The sequence below is a fragment of the Frateuria flava genome (assembly GCF_017837635.1).
Classification (GTDB): Bacteria; Pseudomonadota; Gammaproteobacteria; order Xanthomonadales; family Rhodanobacteraceae; genus Frateuria_A; species Frateuria_A flava.
On sequence record NZ_JAGJRS010000016.1, the window covers coordinates 40,885 to 53,020 of the forward strand.

Genomic DNA, 12,136 nt, shown 5'->3' on the forward strand with positions numbered 1-12,136 from the left:
CTAAAGGGGCGAAAAGTTTCAGCTGCGGGATTTATTGTACCGAATCGTACAGCAATGGAAGCGGCCTGGCCAGCCCCTCGCCGCACGGTCATGCCGCCATTGTTCATAGCGGCGATCTATCGACCGTGAACGGGTAACCGGGCCCGGCAGCCGCTCAGGCGGCGCGTTCCGAACGCGGCGGCAGCGACCAGTCGATCGGCGGCTGGCCGTGGCCTTCCAGGTAGCGGTTGGCGGCCGAGAAATGGCCATTGCCGATAAAGCCCCGGTGCGCCGACAGCGGCGAGGGGTGCACCGAGCTCAGCACCAGATGCCGGCGTGGGTCCACCAGCCGTCCCTTGCGCTGCGCGTAGGCGCCCCAGAGCAGGAACACGAGGCCTTCGCGCTCGCGGTTCAAGGCCTCGATGGCGGCGTCGGTGAAGCCTTCCCAGCCCTTGTTCTGGTGCGCGCCGGCACGGCCCTGCTCGACTGTCAGAACGCTGTTGAGCAGCAGCACGCCCTGGTCGGCCCAGGAGGTGAGGCAGCCATGGCCGGGCCGCGGAATGCCGAGGTCGCGTTCGATCTCGGCGAAGATGTTGTTGAGCGAGGGCGGCACCGGCACGCCCGGGCGTACCGAGAAACAGAGCCCGTGCGCCTGGCCGGGGCCGTGGTAGGGGTCCTGGCCCAGGATCACCACGCGCACCTTGTCGAACGGCGTGTGCGCGAAGGCGTTGAAGATCTCCGGGCGGGGCGGATAGAGCACCTTGCCGGCACGCTTCTGTGCACGCAGAAATTCCGCCAGTTCGCGCATCTCCGGGCGCTCCAGGTAATCGCCCAGATGCGCCTTCCAGGACGGCTCCAGGCGGACGCGTTCGGCGTCGGCCGTTTCGCTCACGCGTCTTGCGCCCGCGCGCGCAGGTGCTTGGCCACCCGCAGCTGGAACAGGAGTTTGGTCACCAGCAGCTTTTCCTCGACCGGTTTCTCGACCAGGTCGTTGGCACCGGCCTTGAGCAGCGCGGCCTGGTTGGCCGGGTTTTCATCGCCGGTCATCACCAGTACGGGAAGCTCGCCTTTGCCATAGCCGAAATGGCTGCGGATACGCTCCAGCAGGTCGCCGCCGGTCAGCTCGCCCTTCAGGCTGACGTCCGTGAGCACCACGTCGGCGCCGATCTGGCCTTGCGCGCGATCGGTTTCCAGCATGGCGAGGGCATCCTCCACGCTGACCACGTGGCGCACGGTCAGGCCGATCTTTTCGAGCATGCGGCGGGTGGCCAGCGCCACCACGCGGCTGTCTTCCACGTACAGCACGGTGCCTTCGGCGGTCGCCTCCGGGCGCACATAGCCACGGATGAAATCGGCCAGCGCCTGGAAGCCGAGCGACTTGTCGAAGTAGTCGGTGACGTCGCCCAGTTCGCGCTTGTGCAGGCGAGCATCGACATCACCGGAAACCACCACGATCGGCACATAGGCCTGCGCCGACTCACGCACGTGGCGGGCCAGTTCCAGCCCGTCCATGTCGGGCAGGCGCAGGGCGATGGTGATGAAGTCGAACGGGCCTTGCTCGATCAGCGCGCGCGCCTCCGCGCCGCTACCGCAATCGACCAGTTCGGCTTCCGGCAACTCGGCCTTGAGCACGCGCGTGATCAGCTGGCGCACCACCTTGGAGCCGTCGACCACCAGCACCCGCGGTGCGGTGTCGGCGCGGCTGCCAACCTCTGCATTCATGCCCCACCCATCCACATCGAACCCTTGTGTGCGCCCCGCGCGCACCCGAGGCTATCTTGCATCATCGCGCCTTGCACGGGTGCGAAGGCGATCACTAAGGCGCCTGGCGCCCAAGGCTCCTACGCAGCCTTGCGCAGCTGCCGGGCGCTGACCAGCCGCGCACCGATCCAGCCCAGCGACGCCGACGCCAGCGGCACGGCCAGCAGCAGCCACCATGGCAATGCACCAAGGCTGAGGCTGCCCCCGTAAGCTCGGTCCAGTTCGGCCGCCGGGCCGGCCAGCGCCAGTTCGATCGCCAATGCCAGCAGCGAAGCCAGCACGCCGCCGAACAGGCCGTACCAGATGCCGGCATAAAGATACGGGCGGCGCACGAAGGCGCGACTCGCGCCCAGCAGCATCAGCACGCCGATTTCCTCACTGCGGCTGGCGATATCGGTACGCACGGTGTTGCCCACCACCAGCAACGCCGCCAGGGCGAGCAGTGCGGCCAACACCAGCACCACGCGATGGCCGACACCCAGCAGTGCGTCCAGCCGCAGTCGCCACTGGCTGCTGTCCTGCACCAGATCGACCGCACGCTCGCCGCGCAGCGCTTCGACCAGCGCGTTCACCGCGGGAGCATCCAGTCCGGCCTTCGGTTGCACCACCAGCACCCACGGCAACGGATTGGCGTCGTCCAGCGCGTGCACGGCGCCGGAGAAGCCCTGCAGGTTGGCCAGTTCGTCCAGGCCTTGTTGCGGCGTCTTTATGGTCACGCCGGCGACGTCGGACCGGTTGCGCAGTTCGCCGGCCAGCAGGTTGGCCTGCGGACCGGTCTGGTCGGCTTTCAGGAACACGCTGACCGCCGGATTCTGGCCCAGCGCGCCGCCCATCGATTGCAGGTTGGCCAGCAACAGGTAGAAGGCCAGCGGCAGCGCCAGCGCCAGGCCGAGCACGGCCACGGTCATCAGGGTGCCGAGCGGGCGTCCGCCGAGCCGGCGCAGGCTGGTCGCCGCGCTCCACCCGTGGTGCTCCCGCCAGCCAGCGAAGCGCCGGGACTGGCTGCGCTCGCTGCGCGGCGCGGCCTTCTCGGTGACGGCAGGCGCGTTCACAGCACCTCCTCGCCGGGAATGTCGGCCACCAGCCGGCCGTGGTCGAGCACCACCACGCGCTTGTGCATGCGCTTGATCAGCGGCAGGTCGTGGCTGGCTACCAGCACGGTGGTGCCGATGTCCTGGAACTCGGCGAACAGGCCCATGATCTCCACCGCCAGTTGCGGGTCGAGGTTGCCGGTCGGCTCGTCGGCGATCAGCACCGCCGGGCGCGCCACGATGGCGCGGGCGATGCCCACGCGCTGCTGCTCGCCGGTGGAGAGCGAGTCGGGCAACTGCCGCTCGTAGGAAAGCAGGCCGACCTTTTCCAGCGCCGCGCGCACGCGACGGCTGCGTTCGGCCGGCGCGATGCCGCCGATCAGCAATGGCAGCTCCACGTTGGCGAATACCGTGCGGTCCATCAGCAGGCGGTGATCCTGGAACACCATGCCCAGCCGGCGCCGCAGCTTGGGAATGCCGCCCCGGCCGACCTTGGCCAGGGCCTGGCCGTCGACCACGATCTGCCCGTGCGAGGGCCGCTCGATCAGCGCGATCAGCTTGAGCAGGGTGCTCTTGCCGGCACCGGAATGGCCGGTGACGAAGGCCATCTCGCCGGCCGCCACCTCGAAGGACAATTGCGAGAGCGCCTCATGGCCGCCCTCGTAGCGCTTGCTCACCTGGTCGAAGCGGATCACCGCGTGTGGTTCCTTGTCCCGCACCAGGGGCAAAGGATACGGGAATGCCTGGTGCGGTTGGTGCCTGTCGCGCGCGGAAGAAGCCCCGCTTCCTCGAGGATCACCAGGTTGCCACGGACCAAGCCGCTCTCCCCGCGGGGAGAGGGTTGGGGTGAGGGGCCACTCTTGCGGCACGGTTACGTCGAAGCCTGGCTTTGATGGAGCCCATCGCGAGCCCCGGCCCCTCATCCGCCCCTTCGGGGCACCTTCTCCCCGGAAGGGAGAAGGATCAACGCTCAGCGCCCGGTGAACAGGCGCGTCAGGCGACGGAAGAAGCCCGGCTTCTTGCCGGTCGACTCCACGCCCGACTGCACGGTCACCTGGCGCGACGGACGGGACGGGCCGGCGCTACGCTCGCGCGGCGGCTTGCGCTCGCCGTGCGGCGGACGATTCTCGGTCGTTGCCTGGGCCTGCGGCGCGGCATTCTCGCCACCCTCGCGGCGACGGCCACGTCCACCGCGGCGGCGCCGGCGCTTGCGTGCGCCCTCGCCATCCGCCGCCGGGGTGGCGTCCGGTGCGGCCGGCCCCGTCGCCACGACACCCGGCTGCGGCTCGGTCGCCACGGCAGCCTCGCCCTCTGCCCGCGGCGGACGCGGTGCGCGTGGCGGGCGACCCTCACGGGAGCCACGCTCGCCGCTGCGCCCGCCACGACGCGAGCCGTCGCGGGCTCCCTTGCGCTCGTCCCCGCGCGCCTCGACCTTGTCGCCGAACTGCGCGCTGTCGGCCGCCGCCTGCGCGGCGAACTGCGGGTCGATCTCGCGCGGCTTGGGCATCACCAGCAGGTCCGCCTCGACCGTTGCCACCGGGATCTTCTGCCCGATGTAGGTTTCGATGTCCGGCAGGCTCATCGCGTACAGGTCGCAGGCGAAGCTGACCGCATCGCCCTCGGCGCCCAGGCGCGCGGTACGGCCGATGCGGTGCACGTAGTCCTCGGCGTCCTGCGGCAGGTCGTAGTTGAAGACGTGGCTGACCGCCGGGATGTGCAGGCCGCGCGCGGCGACGTCGGTGCACACCAGCATGTCGAGCTGGCCTTCCTGGAAGCGCTGCAGCAGCTTCTGGCGCTTCAGCTGCGGCACGTCGCCGGAGAGCGCGCCGACGCGGTAGCCCTGGCGCTTGACGCGATCGGTGATGCGCTCGGCGGCGGCCTTGGTGTTGACGAAGATGATGCTGCGACTGGGCTTCTCGCGCTCCAGCAGGTTGAGCAGCAGCGGCATCTTCTCTTCCTTGGCCGGGAAGTAGACGACCTGGCGCACCTTGTCGGCGGTGACGTTGTCGGTCTCCACCACCAGCTTCTCGGCCTCGTGCATGTGCTCGTACGCGAGCTCCAGCACGCGGTGGCTCAAGGTGGCCGAGTACAGCAGCACCTGGCGCTGCTCGCGCGCCGGCAGGCGGCGGAAGATGAAGCGCACGTCCTTGATGAAGCCCAGGTCGAACATGCGGTCGGCCTCGTCGATGACCATCACCTCGACGCCGTTGAAGCCGAATACCTGCTGCTTGTAGTAGTCGAGCAGGCGGCCGGGCGTGGCGATGATGATGTCGCAGCCGTCCTTCAGCTGCTGGCGCTGCTTGTCGTAGTCGACGCCGCCGTAGATCAGCGCGGTCTTCAGGCCGGTGTGGCGGCCGATGCTGCGCGCATCCTTGTCGATCTGGATGGCCAGCTCGCGGGTCGGCGCGATGATCAGCGCGCGCGGATCGGAATCCTTGCGCTCGGCGACCGCGGGCCGGGTCAACAGGCGGTTCATCAGCGCGACCAGGAACGCGCAGGTCTTGCCGGTACCGGTCTGCGCCTGGCCGGCGACGTCGCGGCCAGTCAGCGCCAGCGGCAAGGTCAACGCCTGGATCGGCGTGCAGCGGGTGAAACCGGCCTCGGCGAGGCCCTGCTGCAGTAGCGGGTGAAGGTCGAAATTGGTGAAAAAGGTGTCAGTCAGTACGGTTTGGGACATGGGTCACTGGAATGAATGCGGGCGGCCGCACGGCGGGCCCGGCTCCGCTGCCATGCAGGCGCGGGGCGGTTGAGGTTGCGGGCAGGTCGACCGCGCGCCAGTCTGGTGCGCGCACCGTCGCTCATCCCCGCCGGTGGAGGGCGTGCGACCGACGGTTCCGCTGGCATAGGCGAACGGGCCCGCTTTCCGACCGGCTCGCCTATGACAACGGAACCCTCCGTCGCCGCCCTTGAATCGCTTGAATCGCGACCCGAGTTACGCTGGAATGGAGGCCTGCCGCAATGGCAATCCTGCAGTATTCCCGTTGGAACCCGCGCAACATGGGCGCTCCAGTGTAGCCGATGCCGGCCGCGCGGTCCCAAACCCCCTTTCCACGCAACCATGGAGACCCTGGTGAGCGACCTGATTACCCACGTCAACGACGATGCCTTCCAGAAGGACGTGCTCGAGTCCGACACCCCCGTGCTGCTCGATTTCTGGGCCGAATGGTGCGGTCCGTGCAAGGCCATTGCGCCGATGCTCGACGAGTTGGCCAAGCAGTACGAAGGCAAACTGAAAATCGTCAAGCTCAACATCGACGAGAACCAGAAGACCCCCCGCACCTACGGCGTGCGCGGCATCCCGACCCTGATGGTGTTCAAGCACGGCAAGGTCGAGGCGACGCAGATCGGCGCCGTCAGCAAGGGCCAGCTCTCCCAGATGATCGACAAGACGCTCTGATGCGCTTTTCCCGCCGCGCGCGCTTTACGGCGCCGCGCGGCGGATGCTAGATTGCCTTTCACGGCCGAAAGGGGCGGTCCGCTTCGCCCCTCCCGCGCGTTCCGCGCGACGCCCGTCCTCCCTCCTGTTCTTCCAACGGCGCCCCACGAGGTTTGCCCGTGTCCGATATCGAAACCCAAGACCCGTCCGACGCCAAGCGCGCCGAACCCAAGAGCGCGGACGCGCCGCGCACCCGCGCGCCGCGCAAATCCGCTGCCGAGAAGGCCGCGGCGGCCGCGCCGGCGCCGGCTCAAGCTGCGTCTCCCGCTCAGGCCCCCGCTCCCGCTCAGGCCCCCGCTCCGGCACCAGCCCCCGCTCCGGCACCAGCCCCCGCTCCGGCGCCCGCGCCCGCTCCGGCGCAGGCCAGCCTGCCGATGGACGCTGGCGACAATGCCCCGCGCGCCCCGCAGGAAGCCCGCGAGGGCGGCCAGAACGGCAACGGCCAGCCGCAGGCCAACGGCAGCGCCAACAACGAGCGCCGCAACGATCGCAACGAGCGTGACGGCCGCGGTCGCCGTCGCCGCCACGAGCGCGGCCAGCGCCCGCAGGGCGGACAGGGTGGCAACCAGGGCGGCAACCCGGGCCAGCCCAACCGCAACAATCCGCGCGGTCTGCCCGAGGACGACGAGAACGCCGACATCGGCAGCAACGACCGGCTGATCAACCTCACCGAGCTGAAGCGGATGAGGGCACCGGAGCTGCTCGCCTTCGCCGAATCGCTCGGTATCCAGGAAGGCGTCGCCCGCGCCCGCAAGCAGGATGTGATCTTCTCCATCCTGAAGGCCCACGCCCGCTCCGGCGGCGGCATCTGGGCCGAAGGCGTGCTGGAAATCCTGCAGGACGGCTTCGGCTTCCTGCGCTCGGCGGACGAGTCCTACCTCGCCGGCCCGGACGACATCTACGTCAGCCCGAGCCAGATCCGCCGCTTCAATCTGCGCACCGGCGACTACATGACCGGGCGCGTGCGCCACCCGAAGGAAGGCGAGCGTTACTTCGCGATGCTCAAGGTCGACGACATCAACGGCGATCCGCCGGAGGCGTCGAAGAACAAGATGCTGTTCGAGAACCTGACGCCGCTGTTCCCGCGCAAGGCGTTCCACCTCGAACGAGGCAACGGCTCGAGCGAGGACATCACCGGGCGCATCCTCGACCTGGTGGCGCCGATCGGCAAGGGCCAGCGCGGGCTGATCGTCTCGCAGCCGAAGTCCGGCAAGACGATGATGCTGCAGAACATCGCCCAGGCGATCACCTACAACCACCCCGAAGCGCACCTGATCATCCTGCTGGTCGACGAGCGCCCCGAGGAGGTCACCGAGATCGCCCGTACCGTGCGCGCCGAGGTGGTCAGCTCGACCTTCGACGAACCGGCGGTCAGGCACGTGCAGGTCGCCGAGATGGTGATCGAGCGGGCCAAGCGCCTGGTCGAGCACAAGAAGGACGTGGTGATCCTGCTCGACTCGATCACCCGTCTGGCGCGCGCCTACAACACCGTCGTGCCGAGCTCGGGCAAGGTACTCACCGGTGGCGTCGACGCCAACGCGCTGCAGCGTCCGAAGCGCTTCTTCGGCGCCGCGCGCAACGTCGAGGAAGGCGGCTCGCTGACCATCATCGCCACCGCGCTGATCGACACCGGCTCGAAGATGGACGAGGTGATCTACGAGGAGTTCAAGGGCACCGGCAACATGGAAGTGCACCTGTCCCGTCGCATCTCCGAAAAGCGCGTCTATCCGGCGATCGACATCAACCGCTCCGGCACCCGCCGCGAGGACCTGCTGATCGATCCGGACCTGCTGGCGAAAATCTGGATCCTGCGCAAGCTGCTGCATCCGATGGACGAGCTGGCGGCGATGGAGTTCATGCTCGACAAGATGAAGAACACCAAGTCCAACGACGAGTTCTTCAATTCGATGAAGCGGTAGTCCAGAGGGCTGCGAAAAAAAACAGGCCGGCGTCCGCCGGCCTGTTTCGTTTTGCAGGTTACGGACGCTGCCAGCTCAACCCATCGGCTGAACCGTCCGGGTGCGCGTACCAGCGCACGTGGTTGGTGTCATTGGGGCAACCCATGCCGGTGGCCGTGTCATCCAGCAATCCGTTCCGGGTCAGCACCGCCTTCTGGTAGCAACTGCCACGGTTGTCGGTGAAGACGTAGGTGTGCGCCGCATGCCAGTTGCTGTCCGCGTCGCTATCCGGATCGACCCGGTGGTTGCCCTCGAACTCCTCGCGCACCTGCGTGGTGTAAGGCGACAGGCCGTGCCGCGAGTGGGTCACGTCCAGCCGGCGCTGCTGGTGCACGTTGACCGAACCGCCAAACAGGTCGACGTCGAGCGTGCCCTCCTCGCTGTACCAGTCAGTCAGTCGGCCGGCGCCGATGTAGTGCAGTTCCAGCGGGTAGCTGGCCTGGAGCTGGTCCTCGCTGAGCAGCGTGCCGTTGCGCGTGCGACGGCTGGTGCTCTGGGTCGTGCTCTGCAGCCACAGGTCCTCGCGGTAGTAGGGCTGGTCGTTGTCGTCGGCCGGATCATCCTTGACGTGGAACTGGCGCACGTTCTGGAAGCTGGACTGCTGGGTCACCGACGATTCGACACGGCCGCGCGAGGTGTCGAGGTAGCCGCGGATCTCGAAGTTGCGATCCAGTCGCGTACCAACCCGTCCGTCCAGCAGGTTGCCGTCCTGCACGAGCCCGTCGGTGACCGCCGGCACCGGCAACCCGGCGGGCAACGAGTTGAAGGTCACCGCACCGGCCAGGCGGGTCTTGCCCGGATCGAGGTAGACCAGCAGGTTGGCCGTGCTCGGGGCAAGGAACCACTGCTCGTTGATGTCCGAATGCGCCGTCATGTTCAGCGCGACCTGATGGGTACCCGCCTCGTTCAGGATGGCAGCGAACGGGGTGATGTCCACGCGATAGGGAACGAAGTCCAGCGACTGGGCGCTGTCGGTCGGTGTATCCACCACATTCCAGAACGGCGATCGCCGCGGTCCGGAGTTGATGCTGAAGTGGGTCGGCAGCCACGGGAACACGGGCGCGACGCCCGCCGGCGTGCCATCGACGGTCACCAGTACGTCCGAATAGCTGTGCGGCAGGCAACCCTGCTCGGCGGGATAGATCCCGCGCTGGCTCAGGCCGAGCGCGACGGGGCTGATCAGGGTCGGGTGCGCCTGCGCCATGGCGGGCGTGATGCAGTTGTACCAGAACGTTTCGGCATTGGCGGTCACGTCCAGATAGGCGCGCTCGATGTTGTGCGGCAGCGAGGCGAGGTCCTTCACCCCGGGCGGCCCGCCGAGCTGGTTGGCGTAGGCCGGGAACACGGCGTCGGGGACCCGCGGCGCCGGGTTGCCGGCCCTCGGCGGATAGAAGCGCAGGGTCGCGCTGCCGGTCACGTGGGAACTGCTCCCGCCGGTGTCGCGGAACGCGCGCAGCGCGGTCAGCGCGCCGTTGCCCGGCTGCTTGAAAAGCACGCTGTAATCGGTCAGGTCGCGCTCCACGTGCCACTGCGCGGGTTGCGCGGTGTCCGGCGTGGGACCGACGAACAGCGTCACGTCGTCCAGCGCCAGGGCGATCCCGCGGGTCCGGGCGTCGCGTGAACCACTCAGGTCCACGCTCAGCACCACCCTGGCCCACGGGCCCGGGCAGTTGGCAGGAGGGGTGAACACGAAACCGGTGGCCGGGGTATCGAACGGCGCGTTGCTGAACAGCTGCACCTCGCACGGCTGGGTGTGCGGCGTGGGGACCGGGGGACCTGCGCGTTCGATCGCCTCCTGCCGCGAAGCCGCAGCGATACAGGGGGCAAGCAGGGCGAATGCCGCGACCGGGAACGTCGCTTGCGTCAGTCGTTGACGCGCCGTCTCGATAGACATCGTGATGGTTCCTCCTCTGATGTCCCCTGCCCGCCTATCGTGCGGGCGAGCGCATCAAGAGAACGTCCTTACGAAAAACTAACAGCTCAGTTCGCTCCCGTTTATCGACCTGTCTGCCGGGCAAACCGGACCTTTCGGTGCAACTCGCCTGCGCAAGCGCCACCGGCCTCGCCGCGAAGCGTCAGGCGCCGGACAACCCACGCCGACGCGCATGCCCGGCCCGGCGGTGGCACACGATCGCTCCTCGACCACGGCCCGCCACTGGCACGAGGCCGGCGCCACCGGCCCCGTGCCTTCGGGCGCGCCTACGGCCGCCAGGTGATCGCATCAGGCGAGCCATCCGCATGCGCGTACCAGCGCACGTGGTTGCTCCCGCCCGGGCATCCGCTGCCGAAGGTCGAACCGGTCAGCACACCGCTGTCGCTGGTGCGCACCGCCTTGTAGCAACTGCCAAAGCTGTCCTTGAAGCCATAACGGCGCAGGCTGTTCCAGTGGCTGTGCGTGCTCTCGTCCATGGCGTGGCTGGCGACGAAGCGGTCGTTCAACACGGTGGCGTACCAGGGCATGCCGGGGCGCCGGTGCCATCCCTCCACGTGCCGCTTCTGGTCGACCGCGAACTTGTAGCCGGTCAGGTTGACGATCGGACCGTCGCCGCCATCGGGGTCGTATTCGCCGAACGTGGCGTAGTGAAGCGTCAACGGATACGCGACGATCTCGTGATCGCGGCTCAGCACCTTGCTGCCGCGAGTGCGACGGCTGCGGCGATCCACGGTGCTCTGCAGCCATACGGTCTGCCGATACGACTGAAGCTCCTCGTAGACCAGGCCTTCCAGACGGAAACCCTGGAGGTTGCGGAACCCGAGCTTCTCCTTCACCGCCGAGTCGATCCGCCCGCCAGAAGTGTTGACGAAGCCACGGATCTCGAACTGGCGCTTCACCTCGGTACCGACATTGCCCTCCAGCACCGCGCCGGAGGCGGACAGCGAGTTGGTCACGACCGGCGTCGGCACGCCGCCGGTCAGCGTGTTGAGGGTGACCGCACCGGTGACGTGCGTACTGCCGTGGTCGAGATAGAGCAGCAGCTGCGCGTCCGTCCAAGCGCCACCAGAGAGCGCCACCGTGTGCGGGCCGGCGTCGCTGAGAATCGCCGCGAACGGCGTGAGGTCGACGCGGTAGGGCACCAGGTTGAGCACCTGCACGCCCGGCATCGGCGTATCCAGCGCATTGTGGAATACGCCGTTCAGGTCGCTCGGCAGCCACGGGAACACCGGCACCACGCCAGCCGGCGAGCCGTCGACGCTCACCTCCACCTCGCGGAAACTGCCGCCGGTGCACCCCTGCGGCTGCGGGAAGATGCCGGGCTGGTTGATGCCCGGGGCCAGCACGCTGAGCAGCGCCGGATAGCTCACCGCCGAAGCGTCCGGCACGCAGGTGTACCAGAGCGGCTCGGCGCGCGCTGTCACATCAAGGTAGGCGCGCACGATGTTGTGCGGCAGGTCCTGCGGACCGCCGCTGGTCTGCACCACCCGGTCCGGCACGCGGTGCGCCGGCGTGCTGGCGGTGGAGCGGTAGAACACCAGCTTCGCGCTACCGGTCACCCGGCTGCCGTCGCCGTAGGGCGTGCCCAGGTCCAGGTAGTTGAGCGTGCCGACGCGCGGCGCGTGCAGCAGCGCGGCGTAGTCGGTCAGATCGCGTTCGACGTGCCAGTTGTCCACCTCGTCGGTCTGCGACAGCGACCCGTTGAACAGGCTCACCCCGCCAAGGCTCAGGTTGACCTGCGCGGTATTGGCGGCGCGCGAGCCGCCGAGGTTGAGCTTCAGCACCACCTTCGACCACGGGCCGGGACACCCCGGCGGTGGTGCATAGCTGTAGCTGGTGAATTCGTCGAACAGTTGATGGGTGAACAGGTTCACCACGCACGGGGCGCCTGCGGCGCTCGATACGCGGGGTTCCACCGTGGGCACCGCCGGTGCCGCCAGGACGGCCACCGCGGGAAGCAGGCAAAGCGTCACAGCAGCCACGCTGCGACGCGCGAACTTGGTAAACATAGGCTTCTCCCTACGCAAGATGCCACCCC

At 68.3% G+C, this 12,136-nt stretch carries 9 protein-coding genes; 2 read left to right on the top strand and 7 right to left on the bottom strand.

Annotation, left to right across the window (positions count from 1 at the left end):
* Positions 1-154: 154 nt before the first annotated feature.
* The 5 genes from ung to J7I44_RS07970 form a co-directional block, all read right to left on the bottom strand.
* Positions 155-871 (bottom strand): uracil-DNA glycosylase, encoded by a 717-nt coding sequence (ung, locus tag J7I44_RS07950; protein WP_342451880.1) that lies wholly within the window; start codon positions 869-871, stop codon positions 155-157.
* Positions 868-1,701 (bottom strand): response regulator, encoded by an 834-nt coding sequence (locus J7I44_RS07955; RefSeq protein WP_209618622.1) that lies wholly within the window; start codon positions 1,699-1,701, stop codon positions 868-870. Before J7I44_RS07955 ends, ung begins: the two co-directional genes overlap by 4 nt.
* Positions 1,702-1,820: 119 nt before the next feature.
* On the bottom strand, positions 1,821-2,792 hold the full coding sequence (gene ftsX / locus J7I44_RS07960; protein ID WP_209618624.1) for a permease-like cell division protein FtsX: 972 nt from the start codon (positions 2,790-2,792) through the stop codon (positions 1,821-1,823).
* Positions 2,789-3,466 carry a cell division ATP-binding protein FtsE gene (gene ftsE / locus J7I44_RS07965; RefSeq protein ID WP_209618628.1) on the bottom strand — a complete coding sequence of 226 codons (678 nt, stop codon included), beginning with the start codon at positions 3,464-3,466 and terminating at the stop codon, positions 2,789-2,791. The genes ftsX and ftsE overlap by 4 nt, the downstream gene beginning before the upstream one ends.
* A 275-nt stretch (positions 3,467-3,741) precedes the next feature.
* On the bottom strand, positions 3,742-5,448 hold the full coding sequence (locus J7I44_RS07970; protein WP_209618630.1) for a DEAD/DEAH box helicase: 1,707 nt from the start codon (positions 5,446-5,448) through the stop codon (positions 3,742-3,744).
* A gap of 393 nt (positions 5,449-5,841) precedes the next feature.
* Between J7I44_RS07970 and trxA the strand changes: the two genes are divergently transcribed.
* Both trxA and rho read left to right on the top strand, forming a co-directional pair.
* The gene (gene trxA, locus J7I44_RS07975) at positions 5,842-6,168 is read left to right on the top strand and encodes a thioredoxin TrxA (RefSeq protein WP_209618633.1); all 327 of its coding nucleotides are present in this window, start codon (positions 5,842-5,844) and stop codon (positions 6,166-6,168) included.
* 158 nt (positions 6,169-6,326) lie between these two features.
* Positions 6,327-8,126: a transcription termination factor Rho gene (rho, locus tag J7I44_RS07980; RefSeq protein ID WP_342451881.1), complete on the top strand. Its 1,800-nt coding sequence runs from the start codon at positions 6,327-6,329 to the stop codon at positions 8,124-8,126.
* A gap of 58 nt (positions 8,127-8,184) precedes the next feature.
* On the opposite strand, the gene J7I44_RS07985 is transcribed toward rho, so the two are convergent.
* A complete protein-coding gene (locus J7I44_RS07985; RefSeq protein WP_209618637.1) occupies positions 8,185-10,059 on the bottom strand; it encodes a peptide-N4-asparagine amidase in 1,875 nt (624 codons plus the stop codon).
* 305 nt (positions 10,060-10,364) lie between these two features.
* Positions 10,365-12,107: a peptide-N4-asparagine amidase gene (locus tag J7I44_RS07990; RefSeq protein ID WP_209618641.1), complete on the bottom strand. Its 1,743-nt coding sequence runs from the start codon at positions 12,105-12,107 to the stop codon at positions 10,365-10,367.
* Positions 12,108-12,136 lie beyond the last annotated feature (29 nt).

Bases quoted from the DNA above. Each gene is read 5' to 3' on its own strand.
- J7I44_RS07985 (WP_209618637.1), bottom strand. From the start codon at position 10,059: ATGTCTATCGAGACGGCGCGTCAACGACTGACGCAAGCGACGTTCCCG.
- J7I44_RS07970 (WP_209618630.1), bottom strand. From the start codon at position 5,448: ATGTCCCAAACCGTACTGACTGACACCTTTTTCACCAATTTCGACCTT.
- J7I44_RS07990 (WP_209618641.1), bottom strand. From the start codon at position 12,107: ATGTTTACCAAGTTCGCGCGTCGCAGCGTGGCTGCTGTGACGCTTTGC.
- J7I44_RS07955 (WP_209618622.1), bottom strand. From the start codon at position 1,701: ATGAATGCAGAGGTTGGCAGCCGCGCCGACACCGCACCGCGGGTGCTG.